The 16,702-nt window shown below is 61.9% G+C and carries 18 protein-coding genes; 8 read left to right on the top strand and 10 right to left on the bottom strand.

Translation table 11 applies throughout. The features are described 5' to 3' along the window. The first annotated feature begins 20 nt into the window (after positions 1-20). Positions 21-1,856, top strand: a complete 1,836-nt coding sequence (locus tag EL191_RS06725; protein ID WP_041977525.1) for an ABC transporter ATP-binding protein — start codon at positions 21-23, stop codon at positions 1,854-1,856. 59 nt (positions 1,857-1,915) lie between these two features. Here the strand turns inward: EL191_RS06725 and EL191_RS06720 are convergent, their stop codons facing one another. Further along, on the bottom strand, positions 1,916-3,241 hold the full coding sequence (locus EL191_RS06720; RefSeq protein ID WP_041977521.1) for a DEAD/DEAH box helicase: 1,326 nt from the start codon (positions 3,239-3,241) through the stop codon (positions 1,916-1,918). Positions 3,242-3,439: 198 nt separating this feature from the next. Between EL191_RS06720 and EL191_RS06715 the strand changes: the two genes are divergently transcribed. Together EL191_RS06715 and EL191_RS06710 are read left to right on the top strand one after the other, a co-directional pair. Continuing rightward, positions 3,440-3,850 (top strand): anti-virulence regulator CigR family protein, encoded by a 411-nt coding sequence (locus EL191_RS06715; RefSeq protein ID WP_013714472.1) that lies wholly within the window; start codon positions 3,440-3,442, stop codon positions 3,848-3,850. 86 nt (positions 3,851-3,936) lie between these two features. Next, positions 3,937-4,515, top strand: coding sequence for a dihydrofolate reductase family protein (locus EL191_RS06710; protein ID WP_013714471.1), 579 nt, complete (start codon positions 3,937-3,939; stop codon positions 4,513-4,515). Here EL191_RS06710 and rarD read toward each other — a convergent pair. The 4 genes from rarD to EL191_RS06690 form a co-directional block, all read right to left on the bottom strand. Next, entirely contained in the window at positions 4,502-5,404 is a 903-nt protein-coding gene (gene rarD / locus EL191_RS06705; protein WP_017361737.1) for an EamA family transporter RarD, read from the bottom strand. The two genes, EL191_RS06710 and rarD, sit on opposite strands and share 14 nt — an antisense overlap. After that, positions 5,404-6,270, bottom strand: coding sequence for a carboxylate/amino acid/amine transporter (locus tag EL191_RS06700; protein ID WP_041977519.1), 867 nt, complete (start codon positions 6,268-6,270; stop codon positions 5,404-5,406). The genes rarD and EL191_RS06700 overlap by 1 nt, the downstream gene beginning before the upstream one ends. Before the next feature lie 162 nt (positions 6,271-6,432). Then, positions 6,433-7,032, bottom strand: a complete 600-nt coding sequence (locus tag EL191_RS06695) for an FMN-dependent NADH-azoreductase (RefSeq protein ID WP_041977517.1) — start codon at positions 7,030-7,032, stop codon at positions 6,433-6,435. Positions 7,033-7,168: 136 nt separating this feature from the next. Then, the gene (locus EL191_RS06690; protein ID WP_041977514.1) at positions 7,169-7,483 is read right to left on the bottom strand and encodes a hypothetical protein; all 315 of its coding nucleotides are present in this window, start codon (positions 7,481-7,483) and stop codon (positions 7,169-7,171) included. 57 nt (positions 7,484-7,540) lie between these two features. Here EL191_RS06690 and EL191_RS06685 point away from each other — a divergent pair, with 57 nt between their 5' ends. The 3 genes from EL191_RS06685 to EL191_RS06675 are packed head-to-tail and all read left to right on the top strand — an operon-like array spanning position 7,541 to position 9,835. Beyond that, the gene (locus EL191_RS06685) at positions 7,541-8,467 is read left to right on the top strand and encodes a LysR family transcriptional regulator (protein WP_013714467.1); all 927 of its coding nucleotides are present in this window, start codon (positions 7,541-7,543) and stop codon (positions 8,465-8,467) included. Positions 8,468-8,477: 10 nt separating this feature from the next. Next, complete coding sequence (locus EL191_RS06680; protein WP_041977512.1) at positions 8,478-9,275, top strand: alpha/beta fold hydrolase; 798 nt, start codon at positions 8,478-8,480, stop codon at positions 9,273-9,275. Positions 9,276-9,280: 5 nt separating this feature from the next. Then, on the top strand, positions 9,281-9,835 hold the full coding sequence (locus tag EL191_RS06675) for a peptidylprolyl isomerase A (protein ID WP_013714465.1): 555 nt from the start codon (positions 9,281-9,283) through the stop codon (positions 9,833-9,835). Positions 9,836-10,070: 235 nt separating this feature from the next. Here the strand turns inward: EL191_RS06675 and fpr are convergent, their stop codons facing one another. Continuing rightward, positions 10,071-10,850, bottom strand: coding sequence for a ferredoxin-NADP reductase (fpr, locus tag EL191_RS06670; protein ID WP_026041990.1), 780 nt, complete (start codon positions 10,848-10,850; stop codon positions 10,071-10,073). A gap of 114 nt (positions 10,851-10,964) precedes the next feature. Here fpr and EL191_RS06665 point away from each other — a divergent pair, with 114 nt between their 5' ends. After that, positions 10,965-11,891, top strand: a complete 927-nt coding sequence (locus EL191_RS06665; protein WP_017361742.1) for a LysR family transcriptional regulator — start codon at positions 10,965-10,967, stop codon at positions 11,889-11,891. Between the two features lie 3 nt (positions 11,892-11,894). On the opposite strand, the gene EL191_RS06660 is transcribed toward EL191_RS06665, so the two are convergent. Both EL191_RS06660 and erdR read right to left on the bottom strand, forming a co-directional pair. Continuing rightward, positions 11,895-12,260, bottom strand: coding sequence for a diacylglycerol kinase (locus tag EL191_RS06660; RefSeq protein WP_041977509.1), 366 nt, complete (start codon positions 12,258-12,260; stop codon positions 11,895-11,897). A gap of 172 nt (positions 12,261-12,432) precedes the next feature. Continuing rightward, positions 12,433-13,083 carry a response regulator transcription factor ErdR gene (erdR, locus tag EL191_RS06655; RefSeq protein WP_041977507.1) on the bottom strand — a complete coding sequence of 217 codons (651 nt, stop codon included), beginning with the start codon at positions 13,081-13,083 and terminating at the stop codon, positions 12,433-12,435. 203 nt (positions 13,084-13,286) lie between these two features. Between erdR and EL191_RS06650 the strand changes: the two genes are divergently transcribed. Beyond that, positions 13,287-14,213 (top strand): DMT family transporter, encoded by a 927-nt coding sequence (locus EL191_RS06650; RefSeq protein ID WP_041977505.1) that lies wholly within the window; start codon positions 13,287-13,289, stop codon positions 14,211-14,213. Here the strand turns inward: EL191_RS06650 and EL191_RS06645 are convergent. After that, positions 14,173-14,895, bottom strand: a complete 723-nt coding sequence (locus tag EL191_RS06645) for a tRNA-uridine aminocarboxypropyltransferase (RefSeq protein ID WP_041977503.1) — start codon at positions 14,893-14,895, stop codon at positions 14,173-14,175. The two genes, EL191_RS06650 and EL191_RS06645, sit on opposite strands and share 41 nt — an antisense overlap. 59 nt (positions 14,896-14,954) lie before the next feature. Beyond that, complete coding sequence (locus EL191_RS06640; RefSeq protein WP_052435028.1) at positions 14,955-16,652, bottom strand: OmpP1/FadL family transporter; 1,698 nt, start codon at positions 16,650-16,652, stop codon at positions 14,955-14,957. Positions 16,653-16,702: the final 50 nt, after the last annotated feature.

Below are 16,702 nucleotides of genomic sequence, written 5' to 3'. Positions count from 1 at the left end.
ATTTAGGCAGGACGCCTGCAATGCTGTTTCGCCGCTTCGAATCCCTGATCGACGTCTTCAAGCCCAGCCCCGACGTCGCCCCGCCAGATGGCATGCTGCGCTTCTACGGCCACTACCTGAAACAGGTGTGGCCGCTGATGGTCGCCGTACTGGTCGTCGGCTTCTTCGCCGCCCTGATCGAGGTGGCGCTGTTCAGCTTCCTAGGCCAATTGATCGACATGGCTCAGGCCAGCACGGACGCCAGCACCTTCTTCGAGGAGCACCAGCGCGAGTTGTTGTGGATGCTGCTGGTGGCACTGGTCATCCGCCCCGTGGTGTTCGGCCTGCACAACCTGCTCACCCATCAGGCCGTGAACCCCGGCCTGACCAATCTGGTTCGCTGGCAGAACCACCGCTACGTGCTCAAGCAGAGCCTGAGCTTCTTCCAGAACGACTTCGCCGGCCGCATCGCCCAGCGCGTGATGCAGACCGGCCCCTCGCTGCGCGACTCGGCAATGCAGGTGATCGACGCCCTGTGGCACGTGGTGGTCTATGCCGGCAGCGCGCTGTACCTGTTCGCCGCCGCCGACCTGCGCCTGGTGGTGCCGCTGGCGTTGTGGATCGTCGGCTACAGCGCGGCGCTGTGGTACTTCGTGCCACGCATCAAGGCACGCTCCGCCGCCGCCTCCTCGGCGCGCTCCAAGGTCATGGGCCGAGTGGTGGACGGCTACAGCAACATCGCCACGCTCAAGCTCTTCGCCCATTCACAGGAAGAGGAAAGCTACGCCCGCGAAGCCATGCAGGACCTGCTCGACAAGTTCCGCCTGCAGTCGCGCACCATCACGGCACTGGATTTTCTCATCACCTGCCTGAACGGCGTGCTGATCGTCGGCACCGGCGCCCTGGCCCTGTGGCTGTGGAGCCATTCACTGATCACCACCGGCGCGATTGCACTGGCGCTGGGCCTGGTGATTCGCATCAACAACATGGCCGAATGGATCATGTGGGTGGTCAACGGCATCTTCGAGAACGTCGGCACCGTGCAGGATGGCATGCAGACCATCGTCCAGCCGCGCCAGGTGCTCAATCGCCCGGACGCCAAACCGATCAAGGTGCAACAAGGCGGCGTGCGCTTCGAGGACATCCACTTCCACTACGGCAAGAAAGGTGGCGTGATCGCCGGCCTCAGCATCGATATTCGCCCCGGCGAGAAGATCGGTCTGGTCGGCCCCTCCGGCGCCGGCAAGTCGACCCTAGTCAACCTGCTGCTGCGCCTATACGACCTGGAAAGCGGCCGCATCCTGATCGACGACCAGGACATCGCCACGGTGACCCAGGAAAGCTTGCGCGCCAACATCGGCGTAGTGACCCAGGACACCTCACTGCTGCACCGCTCGATTCGCGACAACCTGCGCTACGGCAAACCCGGCGCCAGCGACGAGGAACTCTGGGAAGCGGTGCGCAAGGCGCGCGCCGATGCCTTCATACCCACCCTCGATGACAGCCAGGGCGGCCGCGGCATGGATGCTCAGGTCGGTGAACGCGGCGTGAAGCTATCCGGCGGTCAGCGTCAGCGCATCGCCATCGCCCGCGTGCTGCTCAAGGACGCGCCGATCCTGGTGCTGGACGAAGCCACATCGGCGCTGGATTCGGAAGTCGAAGCGGCCATTCAGGAAAGCCTGGACAGCCTGATGGAAGGCAAGACGGTAATCGCCATCGCCCACCGCCTGTCGACCATCGCACGCATGGATCGCCTTGTCGCGATCGACAAGGGCCGGGTCATCGAAACCGGCACCCACACCGAACTGATCGCTCAAGGCGGTCTCTATGCACGCTTGTGGCAGCACCAGACCGGTGGTTTCGTCGGGGTAGAGTGAAACTGTGGGAGGGGCTTCAGCCGCGACTCGTCGCTGAAGCCCCTCCCACAACAGCCTGCTTACTCCGCAGCCGGCTTCTTGCGCTTGAGCGGCGCGCTGCCATCGGCGCTGACCAACGCAGAAGGTTTGCCAGCCGGACGTGGGCCGGTCTTGCGCTTGGGCGCGGCGGCTTTCTTCGGGTCCTTCTTCTCGGCTTTTTTCTTCTTGCTGCCAGCGGCCTTGCCGGACGCCTTAAGGTTTTTCGGCCCCTGATAGACGCCTTTCAGCTCCTTGATGGTGCGACGCTCGAAACGCTGCTTGAGGTAGCGTTCGATGCTCGACATCAGGTTCCAGTCAGTATGGCAGATCAGTGACACCGCCAGGCCTTCGCCACCGGCGCGGCCGGTGCGCCCGATACGGTGCACGTATTCGTCGCCGGAACGCGGCATGTCGAAGTTGATCACCAAATCCAGACCTTCGACATCCAGGCCACGCGCCGCCACGTCGGTGGCGACCAGCACGCGAACAGCCCCCTGACGCAGGCGCTCGATGGCCAGCTTGCGGTCCTTCTGGTCCTTCTCACCGTGCAGTACGAACGCCTTGCCCCCGGCGGCGACCAACTTGCCATATAGGCGGTCGGCCTGCACACGGGTGTTGGTGAAGACGATGGCCTTGTCGTAGGTCTCGTTGGCCAGCAGCCAGTCGATCAGCTGTTCCTTGTGGTAGTTGTGGTCGGCCGTGATGATCTGCTGACGCGTACCTTCGTTGAGCTGGCTGACGCTGTTGAGCATCAGGTGCTGCGGCTCCTTGAGCACCTTGGCGACCATCTCGCGCAGGCCATTGCCGCCGGTGGTGGCGGAAAACAGCAGGGTCTGGTGCGGGCCACAGGCTTCGGCCAGGCGCTGGGCATCTTCGGCGAAGCCCATGTCAAGCATGCGGTCAGCCTCGTCGAACACCAGCACCTCGACCTCATCCAGCGGCAGGTTGCCGGCATTGGCATGCTCGATCAGACGCCCCGGCGTGCCGATGAGAATATCGATCTTGCGCATCATCGCAGCCTGCACCTTGAAGTCCTCGCCACCGGTGACCAGACCGGCCTTGAGAAAGGTGAACTGGGCGAAGCGCTCGACTTCCTTGAGCGTCTGCTGCGCCAGCTCGCGGGTTGGCAGCAGGATCAGCGCGCGAATGCTCAGGCACTGCTTGGAGTTGCCGTCACCCAGCAGGCGATTGAGCAGCGGCAGGACGAACGCGGCGGTCTTGCCGCTGCCGGTCTGGGCAATCACCCGCAGGTCCTTGCCCTCCAGCGCAGGCGGAATCGCTGCCGCCTGCACCGGAGTCGGCTCGACGAAGTTAAGCTCGGCAACGGCTTTCAGCAGGCGTTCATGCAGGGCGAATTGGGCAAACACGGGGGCACTACCTCGAAAAATCGACAAAACGGTGCATAGCCTAACGGTTTCCGGCGTCGGGGCCGAATTTCTTTGCACCCCACTCACATTCATACGCCGACAGACGGCCGCTTGGCGGCGCCGTCCGGCTATAGGCGAACGGGAACCGAAGCGGCTCGCCCACTATCTAATCGGCATAATCCTCCAGGGAGTGCCGCCATGCTTACCAAACCCCAGGCAACGCTCAGCATTGGCCTGTGTATCCTGCTCGCCACCTCGCCAGTGCTGGCCAACCCGCCCCCCGGTAAAGGCAAGCCTGGCCATCAGCATGATGGTGGCGTGCAGATCGACCTGCGCGGCCCGAGCGTGGATATCGGCCAGGTGCGCATCGTGCTCGGTGAGAATCGCCAGTTGATCGGCCCCACTTCATCACTACCGCCAGGCATCGCCAAGAACCTCGCTCGAGGCAAGCCGCTGCCTCCCGGCATCGCCAAGAACTTCGATAGCCGCCTGACTTCGCGCCTGCCCTATTACGAGGGCTACGAATGGAAGCAGATCGGCCGTGACGTCGTGCTGGTCGCCATCGCGACCGGCATCGTCTACGAAATCCTGCGCAACGTCCTGGACTGAGAGCCTTCCGACAAGCGGTGAGGCGCGCGACGAACTTGTTTCAGCGGCGCCACTCCAATTTCCAGATAGCCCTCCCGAGGTGCATGATGAACCCGTCCCTGATCTACCACGTCACCTCCAGCCTCGATGGCTACATCGCTCGTCCCGATGGCCGCCTCGACTGGTTCGACTCGTTGCGTCAGGCTGATGAAGAGTACAGTTTCCAGTACTTCTATTCGGGCATCGATGCGCTGCTGATGGGCCGGGTCACCTACGAAGCGCTGCTCCAGCGCGGCGGCCCCTGGCCCTACCCCGGCAAACCCTGCGTAGTGTTGACTCGCCTGGCCCTGCCGCGCGCCAGCGATGAGATCCAGCTGACCCACTGCACACCAGCCCAAGCGGTCGCGGCCTTGAACGAGGCCGGCTTTCAACGCATCTGGCTGGTCGGCGGCAGCCTGCTCGCCGGCAACTGCTACACCGCCGGGCTGATCGACGAAGTGGTGATCAATCTGGTGCCTCACCTGCTTGGTGCCGGCGTTCCGCTACTGGCCACCGGCATGGAGCGCAGCCTGACACTGAGCGAGCAACGTCGGTTCGACAGTGGCACCCTGCAGCTGCATTACCAGGTGCAGAAGCAGAGCAATGCGCTAACGCAGATGCCCACCCCGCGCATCAGCGCAGCTTGACGTTCTCGCGCTGCTTGCGCAGCAGCCGTGCGCTGTCCCAACCGACCAGCAACACAGCCGCCCAGATCGGCAGGTAGGTCAGCCATTGCCCCGCATCGAACGTCTCACCCAGCACCAGTAGCGCCACGCCGAACAACAGCACCGGCTCGACATAGCTGAGAATGCCGAATAGCCCGAGAGGCAGCAGCCTGCTGGACGCCATGTAAGCGGCAAACGCCAGGGTACCGATCAGGGCCATCACCGGCACCAGCAACCACAGCTGCGGGCGTTCGGCAAATGCCCCTGCGGGGCCATAGGCGATGATCAGCCAGATCGCCAACGGCGCCAGCATCAGCATCTCCAACACGAAGCCGGACAGAGCATCCAGGCGCATCCAGCGGCGTAACATGAAATAAGGCGGATAGCCCAGCGCGGTGACCAACGTCAGCCAGGAGAACGCCTGAGTACGCCAAAGCTCGTGCAACACACCGAGCATGGCGCAAGTCACCGCCAGCTGTTGCAACGGGCGCAAGCGCTCGCCATAGAACAGTCGTCCGGTCAGCACCATCGCTAACGGCAGCAGGAAGTAGCCCATGGACACTTCCAGCATGTGCCCGGCCAGCGGTGCCCAGAGAAACAGCCCCCACTGCACACCGATCAGCGCCGCTGCCAGCGGGCAGGCGGCCAGCAAAAGCGGTTCACGGCGAAGGCGTATGAAGGTCTCGCGCAGCGAAGCTGTTTGCCGCGTCAACACGACCAGCAGTAGAACCAGAGGAATCGACCAGAGCACGCGCTGCGCGAATATCTGCACACCATCAAGCGGGTTCAGCCACTGCACGTAGCCCGGTAACAAGGCGAACAACATCGAGGCACCAACCGACAGCGCCACACCGCGTCCAGACAATTGCATCAGCGCACCTCGACAGGCTTATGGCGACCCAGCCTGAGCAATGGCAGCGAGGCAGCGATCACCGCACCACCCAGGGTCAGACGCAGCAGATCGGCATCGTGATTCCAGATCAGTAGATTGACCAGCAGCCCCGCCGGTACCAGCGCGTTATTCATCACAGCCAGCGTGCCACCATCGACCAGACTGGCGCCCTTGTTCCACCAGTACAAACCCAGGCCGGATGCCACCACACCGAGCCACATCAGTACGCTCCATTGCAATGCAGAGCTCGGCAGGCGCTCACCATTGCCCAGCAGCAGGAAGGCCGGCAGCGCTATCAACAGCGCACCCAGGTAGAAGAAACCGAAACGCCTGTACTGCGGCTCGCTGGAGGGGTGCCGGAGCAGCAAATGCTTGTACAGCACCTGCCCTGCCGCAAAGGTGAAGTTGGCCACCTGCAGCAGCAGGAAGCCCAGCATGAAGCCACTGCTGATGCCGTCGTAGCGAATGATCCCGGCGCCCAGCACTGCCACCTGTGCAGCTGCCAGTGCCCAGGGGTTGAACCTGCGATTCAGCGCATCCTCGATCAGTGTCACGTGCAGCGGCGTGAGGATGGTGAACAGCAGCACTTCCGGCACTGTCAGCACCGAGAAGCTGAGGTACAGGCAGACATAGGTGATGCCGAACTGCAGCGCTCCGATCAGTAACATGCCACGCACGAACGCCGGTGCGTGACCACGCCAGCGGGTCAGTGGCACGAACAGCAGCCCGGCGATGACGATACGCGTCAGCACCGCGAAGTAGCTGTCGACCCGACCAGCCAGGTACTCACCGATCAGGCTGAAGGAAAAGGCCCACAGCAGGGTCACTATCAGCAGATATCGCACAGCCACCTCCGAAGGAAGGCGGCGACCTTAGCGCGTTCCCCTGCGGCGGACAATCCGTGCTTTGGCGACTGCTTGCCGGCCAAATAAAAAAACCGGCCACTTCACGCGAAGCGACCGGCATAGCGCGCCCGCGCACGGGCACTCAGGAGAGGAGGATCGGTATCAAGCCACTTCAGCCAGCTTGGCCTTGGCCTGCGCCAGACCTTTTTCGCTGAACTCGGCGCCCAGATTCAGGCCTTCGGCGTGGATGAACTGCACGTCATGAATACCGATGAAGGCCAGCGCCTGACGCAGGTAGGGTTCCTGGTGATCCAGGCCGCTGCCGGCGTAAATGCCGCCGCGAGCAGTCAGCACGAAAGCGCGCTTGCCGGTCAGCAGCCCTTGCGGGCCGGTTTCGGTGTACTTGAAGGTCACGCCGGCGCGTAGTACATGGTCCAGCCAGGCCTTGAGAGTGCTGGGAATGGCGAAGTTGTACATCGGCGCAGCCAGGACCAATACATCGGCAGCCAGCAGTTCGTCGGTGAGTTGGTTGGAACGCGCCAACGCCGCTTTTTCCGCCTCGCTCTGCTGTTCGCTCGGGGTCATCCAACCACCCAGCAGTGTGGCATCGAGGTGCGGCACGGGCTCTGCCGCCAGGTCGCGGACCTGAATCTGGTCAGCCGGGTGCGCCGCCTGCCACTTGGCGATGAATTGCTGAGTCAGCTCGCGGGAGACCGAACCTTGCTGGCGGGCACTGCTTTCGATTACGAGAACACGGGACATGTCTGAGGCTCCATCGAGGTAGTTGAGAGTCGATGGAGCACAGAGTAGAGATGCAGCATTCGATTAAAAAGCGTAAATATCCGCTTACATATATCGACTAATTTGATTTATCTATAAAGCGCGTCTAGGCTTTTCATCACTTCAGGCCGCAGGTCAGGCTGATGCGCAAGCGGATGACACTTCGGGTGAACTTGACCGTCATGTTGTTACTAGCGCCCGGCGCCAACACGGTGCGACGCGTGCGCGGCGCCTCTGGGCCATTGCGGAACACTGCGCTGCACTCGGCCTCGCTCTGCCCGTAGTTGTAGAGCATCAACGCCGCCATGTTGTGGTCAATTTCCTGGGTAGTGGCCGAGACCTCGGCGCCGTTGAGCTGCTTCTCCATTTCGATGGGATAGGCGTGGGCGGCCAGCGGCAGGAAGGCGAATAGCAAGCAGATTATTTTTTTCATCGGTGCTCTCCAACATGGGAGAACCAGTGTAACAGGCCGAATCAGCAGGATGATGTGATGAAAGCTCCTCGCGTAACCCTGGATCAATGGCGCACGCTGCAAGCCGTGGTGGATCAGGGCGGCTTCGCCCAGGCGGCCGAAGTGCTGCACCGCTCGCAGTCCTCGGTCAGCTATACCGTGGCACGTATGCAGGAACAGCTCGGTGTACCGCTGCTGCGCATCGACGGACGCAAGGCCGTGCTCACCGAGGCCGGTGACGTGTTGCTGCGCCGCTCGCGACAACTGGTCAAGCAGGCCAGCCAGCTGGAAGACCTGGCCCACCACATGGAACAGGGGTGGGAAGCGGAAGTACGCCTGGTGGTGGACGCCGCCTACCCCACGGCCAATCTTGTCCGCGCCTTGACCGCCTTCATGCCGCAGAGCCGCGGTTGCCGGGTACGATTGCGCGAGGAAGTGTTGTCCGGAGTCGAGGAAGTGTTGCTCGAAGGCACTGCCGACCTCGCCATCAGCGCGCTGAACATCACCGGTCATCTGGGTATCGAGCTGAACGAAGTAGAATTCGTCGCCGTCGCCAACCCGGAGCACCCGCTACATCGTCTGCAGCGTGAGCTTAGCTTTCAGGATCTGGAAGGCCAGATGCAGGTGGTCACTCGTGACAGCGGGCGCCTGCAACCACGTGATGCTGGCTGGCTGGGCGCGGAGCAACGCTGGACGGTCGGCAGCCTGCCCACTGCCCGCACCTTCGTCAGCAGCGGCCTGGGCTTCGCCTGGCTGCCGCGCCACCTGATCGCCCGGGAAGTGCAGGAAGGCCTGCTGAAACCGCTGCCACTGGCGCAGGGCGGCATCCGCAAACCGCGCTTCTTCCTCTACAGCAACAAAGAGCGGGTGCTCGGCCCGGCCACGCAGATTCTCATCGAACTGATCAAGAACTTCGACAGTGCTCCGCTTGACGCCGCCTTCGCCGCTCCGCAGCCCGCCAACTGAGAACTCCGTCATGCCCTATTTCGACAACGAAGGCTGTCAGCTGCACTACGAGGACTATGGTCACGGACAGCCGTTGCTGCTGGTGCATGGCCTGGGCTCGAGTACGCGTGATTGGGAATACCAGATTCCCGTCCTCGCCCGGCACTATCGAGTGATCGCTCTCGACGTGCGCGGTCACGGCCGTTCGGACAAGCCACGCGGTGCCTATCGCATCGCCGATTTCGCCAATGACGTGGCGGCGCTGATCGAATTCCTGCAACTGCCACCCGTGCACCTGGTGGGCATCTCCATGGGCGGCATGATCGGATTTCAACTCGGCGTCGACCGCCCAGAACTGCTGCGCAGCCTGACCATCGTCAACAGCGGCCCCGAGGTCAAGGCCAGAAGCGCGCGCGACTGGCTGGAGATCGGCAAACGCTGGACACTCTCACGCCTGCTCAGCCTGGAGACCATTGCCAAGGCATTGGCCAAGCTGCTGTTCCCCAAACCCGAGCAGGCAGAGCTGCGACGCAAGGTCGAAGAACGCTGGCCGCAAAACGACAAGCGCGCCTATCTCGCCAGCCTCGACGCCATCATCGGCTGGGGCGTGCGGGAACGCCTCGGACGCATCACCTGTCCTACGCTGGTGATCACAGCCGACCGCGACTACACGCCAGTTGAACGCAAACGTGAATACGTGGCAGAAATGCCCGATGCGCGTCTGCTGGTGATCGAAAATTCGCGCCACGCCACACCACTGGATCAACCCGAACGCTTTAATAGCGCTCTACTCGCCTTCCTCGGCGAGGCTGCCAACAAGGAAAACTGACCATCATGCTCAAGCAACTCGTTCTCGCCACCGGCGCCCTGCTGCTGTCGTCCAGCCTGCTGGCTGCGGAAAATCCCAAGGTGTTGCTGACCACTAGCCTGGGTGAAGTGGAAGTGGAACTGGCCGCCGACAAGGCACCGGTCAGCACGCAGAACTTCCTCAAGTACGTCGACAGTGGCTTCTACAATGGCACCCAGTTCCATCGGGTGATTCCGGGCTTCATGATCCAGGGCGGTGGTTTCGATGCCGACATGCACCAGAAGGACACCGACGCACCGATCAAGAACGAGGCCGACAATGGCCTGCACAACGTACGTGGCACCCTGGCCATGGCCCGGACTCAGGTACGCGACTCGGCCACCAGCCAGTTCTTCATCAACCACAAGGACAACGCCTTCCTCGACCACAGCTCGCGCGACTTCGGCTACGCCGTGTTCGGCAAGGTGACCCGTGGCATGGACGTGGTGGACAAGATCGCCCAGGTCCCCACCAGCAACCGCGGCATGCACCAGAACGTACCGCGCGAGCCAGTGCTGATCATCGACGCCAAGCGTCTTTAGGACACTGACGTAGCCCGGATGAAATCAGGGGGTTGCAACACACCCTCCCCGGATTTCATCCGGGCTACAAGCCCCACGAACGACAAAGCCGCCCAATTGGGCGGCTTTTCATTCGATCTCGCGAGCTAGAGTCATGCAAGGCAAAAACAGGCGAGAAAGCGGAGTGTGCTGTAGCACATAAGCATTTCGAGCCTGTTTTTAACGCAGCAGGGCCGACGCGCAGCAGATCGAAAGCTTATTTCTCGACGAAGGCGCGCTCGATCAAGTAGTCCCCCGGCTCACGCATACGTGGGGAAATCTTCAGGCCGAAGCTGTCGAGCACTTCGCTGGTCTCGTCGAGCATGCTCGGGCTGCCGCAGATCATGGCACGATCATCCTGCGGGTTGATCGGCGGCAAACCGATGTCGGCGAACAGCTTGCCGCTGCGCATCAGGTCGGTCAGACGGCCCTGATTCTCGAACGGCTCACGGGTCACGGTTGGGTAGTAGATCAGCTTGTCCTTCAGCGCATCACCGAAGAATTCATTCTGCGGGAGGTGCTCGGTGATGAACTCACGGTAGGCGACTTCGTTCACGTAGCGCACGCCGTGGACCAGGATCACCTTCTCGAAGCGCTCGTAGGTTTCCGGATCCTGAATCACGCTCATGAACGGTGCCAGGCCGGTACCGGTGCTCAGCAGGTACAGGTGCTTGCCGGGGTTGAGGTCATCGAGCACCAGGGTGCCGGTGGGTTTCTTGCTGATGATGATCTCGTCGCCTTCCTTCAGGTGCTGCAGCTGCGAGGTCAGAGGGCCATCCGGCACCTTGATGCTGAAGAATTCCAGATGTTCTTCCCAGTTCGGGCTGGCGATGGAGTACGCGCGCATCAGCGGACGGCCATTGTCCTGTTGCAGGCCGATCATCACGAACTGGCCATTCTCGAAGCGCAGCCCCGGATCACGGGTGCACTTGAAGCTGAACAGCGTATCGTTCCAGTGGTGGACGCTGAGCACGCGCTCGACGTTCATATTGCTCATGATGATTTCCTCGAAGAACTTCAGCGCCAAAAGGCGCGATTGCGCGGCATTCTATTCGCGGCAACAATATCTGTTAAGTGGATTATCAAGATATAGGTTATCGGTTATATCGATATGCGATTTACCCTCAGACAACTTCAGGTATTCGTCGCCGTGGCGCAGCATGAGAGCGTATCGCGCGCAGCGCAATCGCTCGCATTGTCGCAGTCGGCCACCAGTACCTCGCTGACCGAACTGGAGCGCCAGTCCGACTGCCAGCTGTTCGATCGGGCCGGCAAACGCCTAGCGCTCAACGCGCTGGGCCGGCAATTGCTGCCCGAGGCGGTAGCGCTGATCGACCAGGCGCGCGAGATCGAACGCCTGCTGGGCGGCAAAAGCGGTTATGGCTCGCTGAACGTTGGCGCCACTCTGACGGTGGGCAACTACCTGGCCACGCTGCTGATTGGCAGTTTCATGCAACACCACCCGGAGTGCCGGGTGAAATTGCAGGTACACAACACAGCTCACGTGGTGCAGCAGATCGCGCATTACGAGCTGGATCTGGGCTTGATCGAAGGCGACTGCCAGCACCCGGATATCGAGGTACAACCCTGGGTCGAAGATGAACTGGTGGTGTTCTGCGCACCGCAGCATCCACTGACCCGGCGTGGCAGTGCCAGCCTGGAAGAGCTGACGCACGAAGCCTGGATTCTTCGCGAACAGGGCTCGGGCACACGACTGACCTTCGATCAGGCCATGCGTCATCATCCGCGCAACCTCAACATTCGCCTCGAGCTGGAGCACACCGAGGCGATCAAACGCGCAGTGGAGTCAGGCCTGGGCATCGGCTGCATTTCGCGCCTGGCGCTACGCGACGCCTTTCGCCGCGGCAGCCTGATGCCGGTGGAAACTCCGGAGCTGGATCTGCGCCGGCAGTTCTACTTCATCTGGCACAAGCAGAAGTACCAGACAGCGGCGATGCGCGAATTTCTCGAGCAGTGTCGTGCGCTGACCGCCGGCGTCAGTCGCAGCGATCAGATCGTTCTGCCGCCGATCGTCTGAGCGTCAGCCAAGCAGGATGACCGCCCAGACCGAGGCGATCATGCCCAGCGCCACGAACTGCGCGGCGCTGCCCATGTCCTTGGCGTTCTTCGATAGCGGATGGCGCTCCAGAGAAATGCGGTCGATGGCCGCCTCGATCGCCGAGTTGAGCAACTCGACGATCAGCGCCAGCAGACAGACGGCCACCATCAGCGCACGCTCACCGCGGCTGACGTCAAGAACGAAGGCCGATGGAATCAGCACCAGATTGAGCAACACCAGCTGGCGAAAGGCTGCTTCGCCGAAGAACGCGGCGCGCAGGCCATCGAGCGAATAGCTGGCGGCGTTGAGGATACGTTTCAGGCCGGTCTGGCCCTTGAATGGCGACATGCGCCTCACCCCTTCTGGACGAGGCGCGCAGCTTACTGCATTCGCTGCGCGAGCACCTATATGCGAGATCGCGAGCTACAGGGATGCAAGGCGAAAGCAGCTGAGGCTGCGCAGTTTAGGGGCTATAGATGAGCAGGCCGAGCCTGCTTTCAACGCAGCGCCGATGCGCGGCTCACTGCGCGGGGATCGATTCCATCTGCTGCAACAGCAGCGCCGCCTGAGTGCGGGTGCGCACACCCAGCTTGCGAAAGATCGCCGTCACATGCGCCTTGACCGTCGCCTCGGAAACGCTCAATTCGTAAGCGATCTGCTTGTTCAGCAAGCCTTCGCAAACCATCGTCAGCACACGGAACTGCTGCGGCGTCAGGCTGGCAAGGCCGGCGCTGGCGGCCTTGGCCTCGTCTGAGACCGGCGCGCTTTCCTCTGCCAGCGGCGGCCACCAAGTATCGCCATCGAGCACCTGACGCACAGCTTGCTGCAAGGTTTCCAGCGGGCTGGACTTGGGAATGAACCCACTCGCCCCGAACTCGCGGGAGCGGTTGACCACGGCAGCCTCTTCCTGAGCGGAGATCATCACCACGGGGATCTGCGGGTACTGGCCGCGAAGCAGCACCAGACCGGAAAAGCCGTAGGCACCCGGCATGTTCAGATCGAGCAGGACCAGGTCCCAGTCGCTCTTGGCGGCCAGATGGCTTTCGAGCTCGGCGATGCTGGCGGCTTCTACCAGGCGGACCTCAGGCCCCAGCCCCAGAGTCAAGGCTTGCTGCAGTGCGCTGCGAAACAGCGGGTGGTCGTCGGCAATCAGGATTTCGTAGGCGGCCATTGGCAGATCCTGTTCTTTTTATGAGTGGCACCGAGGTGAGTATGGCAGTGCTTTTCGCCTGAAGACCCGCTCAAGCCTGCTCATCCAACATCACAGACTCCCCACTCGGACCGACGGCGGCGCTCAGCATGCCGAGCTGTGGCGGGGTGGTCAAGTTCAATGCTTTGCGGCAGGATGCGCAGCTTTCCCGCCGAGACGCCCGAATGCGAAGCCAAGCCCTGCGCGCCGACCTGTTGATGCTGATTACCGCGATGATCTGGGGCAGCGCCTTCGTCGCCCAGCGTCTGGGCATGGATAATATCGGCCCCTTCCTTTATACCGGCCTGCGGTTCGCCCTCGCCTGCCTGGCACTACTGCCGGTGCTAGCCCTGTTGCAACGTCGTCAGCAACGCCCGGTCGCCCCTTTGAATCGCAACCTGTTGATCGGCGGGGTGATCATGGGCCTGGCACTGTCTCTCGGGATAAACCTGCAGCAGGTCGGCCTGCTGTTCACCACCGTGACCAACTCCGGGTTCATCACCGGGCTGTACGTGATCGTGGTACCGATTCTCGGCCTGCTGATCGGCCAGCGCAGCAGTGCAGGCATTTGGCTGGGCGCCAGTCTGGCAGTGGTCGGCATGTTCCTGCTCAGCGTCGGAGAGGGCTTCACCGTAGCCTCCGGCGACTGGCTGCAGCTTGCCGGCGCCTTCGTCTGGGGCATTCATGTGCTTCTGGTGGGGTTCTTCGCCAGCCGTCACGACCCGCTGCGCCTGGCTTTCATCCAGTTCGCCACCTGTGCAGTGATCAGCCTGCTACTGGCGGGAATCTTCGAAACCGCGACACTTGAGGGCATCCTCCAGGCCGCACCCGCCATATTCTATGGCGGCCTGTTTGGCGTAGCGGTGGGCTTTACCCTGCAGGTGGTCGCGCAGCAGCATGCCATTGCCTCGCACGCGGCGATCATCCTCTCGCTGGAGGCCGTGTTCGCCGCGATTGCCGGTGCCCTGCTACTAGGCGAAGTCCTGGCACTGCGTGGCTACCTGGGTTGTGCTCTGATGTTCGGCGGCATGCTGCTGGCTCAGCTGTGGCCCAAGCCCTTGCCGAGCGAGCTCAGCAGTACGACTGCAGACGCTGGTGCAGAGCGTCGTTGAGATCCAGTGGCAGGCGTCGTTTGGCCGCCAGGTAGTGCTGGCTGAAAGCGTCCAGATAATCGTCCAGTGCCTCGCCGGCACGCAGGTCACCCGCAAGCTCCAGGCACATCGCGGCGACCTCGGCAGTGCACAGGTGCTCGCCGCGGGTGGAGCGACGCAGGCGATAACGCGACAGCTGCGCCGGGGTCAAGCTGAGTACCGGCAGTGCATCCAGATAGGGGCTCTTGCGAAACATCTTGCGCGCCTCGGTCCAGGTTGCATCGAGCAGCACGAACAGCGGCCTTTTGCCGGGCGCAAGACGCACCTCTTCCACCACGCGTTGCGGTGCCACGTACTCACCGGGAAAGACCAGATAAGGCTGCCACTGGGGATCGGCCAACAGTGCCAGCAGCGCCGGCTCGACAGCGGTGCGCGTCCAACCGAAGGCGTGAGTTTCAGGCACCACGTCAGCGATCAGCCAACCGGTATTGCTCGGTTTCAACGCCTCGATATCGTGCATCACCAGGCACATGCCGGCACTGGCCTGAACCTGCGGGCGCCAGGCACATAGGCAATGCGTCGGCTGCACCCGACAGTGGGGGCAGCGCTCGGCGCGCGAACCGCGGGCGATGAAGGGTTTTACGCTGCGCGCCAGGCGCTCTGCACGCAAACGGGCGACGGCATGTGGGGCTGGATGAGTCATGGAGGGAGCAACTGCGAACGGGGACGGAATTCTACCATCCCCGTTCGCCGCTCGATGGGTCAGAAGGTGTGGTTCAACGCCAGACCGATGAAGTGGATGTGAGTGTTGTACTCACCAGTGTAATTGCCACCATTACCGGTGCAGCGTACGCCGCTGTCCTGGTACAGACCACCAGCGCCAGGCACCCAGCCAGCAGGTGAGCAACCATCACGATAGTCCATCTTGCCGCTGGAGAACTGCACGTAGCTGTAGGCAAGGTCCAGCGAGGTATCGCGCGTCATCTTGTAGTTCGCGCCGAAGGACAGCCAGTAGCGATCCGCATCGGGAAATGCCGGATGGCGCAACTGCGTCGAGTTGACGGGTGACTTGTCGTAAGCCACGCCGGTACGCAGCAACAGGTCATCGCTGTACTGGTAATTCATGCCCAGGGAGATCTTGTAGGTATCCTTCCAGTCCTGCTTGACGCTCAGGTCGCCCTCGGTCACGCCATTGAAGTAGGGATAACCGGCAACCTGGTCGATACCAATGCGTACTTCGTCGAGCCGTGAATGCCGGGTAAAGGTCAGATCTGCCATCAATGCCACCTTGTCGTTGAGCTGATGGAAGGCACTGAAGGAGAGCATTTCCGGAGTATCTATCGAGGTTTTGGCCTTGGAATTGGGGTGCAGGCGCGTGGCGGCGAAATCACCTGGGTTCACCCAATTGCCCTCATCGAACAGTTTCTGCAGGGCATCAGTTGGCGGTAAATAGATGTCCAGGATGGGGATAGTGATACCGCCATCGAGTGAAGTATCTGGAGAGGGAACACTGCCCTGCACATCAGCAAAGCTCCATTTTGTTTCCCCTTCCATGGTGTGACGAATGTTGGAGCGATAGGACACGCCAAAGCGCGTCGACTCCGTGGGCTCCCACATGTAGCCAATGTTCCAACCGAAGCCCCAATCATCGCCCTTGACCCGGAAGTAGCCGTCACCCTGAACATTGTCAGCAAAATTGCCTGCAACACAGTCGACGAAGCCGTCCCTGTCTGCAACGCCTCTACAGGAAGTAATTTCCTCCGGGACTGGTACACCGGCGATGATTCCCACGATAGGCCCCAGGAGAGGGTCCGCCGCATTACGAGTACTTTCGTAGTTCGCATCGACGAACTGCCCAGCCAGTTGTCGCGATGCGCCTTTTACATCCGCCGCGCCGCGCTGAACCGATTTGATGTACTGGGCCGACACGCCAAAACCGATACTGTGATGTTCGTTGAACCGGTAGGAAATGCTCGGGTTGAAAGTCACCGTCTCCAGGCTCGCCGACTGGATGCCATAGCGCCCGGCCCAGTCCTCCTTGTAGTCGAGCTTGGCACCGAACGGAGTGAAGATGCCCAGGCCAACCGTCACCTGATCGTTGATCTCGCGGGAAAAATAAAAATTGGGCGCCGCGGCGGCATCGGGCAGAAACTCCCCCGCATCCCCCGAGACAGGATTACCGAATGCATCGCGACTCCCCTTGTCCTTGTAGTCGCCGTCCGGCAGCAAGATAGTCAGGCCAGAGGTCACCTGAGTGCCCTTGAGCCGGGCCAGGCCTGCTGGGTTGTAGAAAATGGTCGAGGGGTCGGCCGCCTCGGCACCGTTGGCATGCGCCGTACCCTGCGCCGCCACCGATTGCGAACCAAAGTGATAACCGGATGCCTGCACCTGCAGGGCGGGCAAAACCAGTAAACTGCCGACCATCACATGCGATGGCCAACGCCGAAAGAGCATTGTCATTGTTATTCTCCTGCACGCTGCTTGAACACCGTGCAGCTCGGCTGTCGCCC

Origin of the sequence: Pseudomonas mendocina, assembly GCF_900636545.1 — a bacterium.
Taxonomy (GTDB): Bacteria; Pseudomonadota; Gammaproteobacteria; order Pseudomonadales; family Pseudomonadaceae; genus Aquipseudomonas; species Aquipseudomonas mendocina.
The sequence above is the reverse complement of the archived record's forward strand: the minus strand, read 5'-3'. Positions and strand labels throughout refer to the sequence as shown.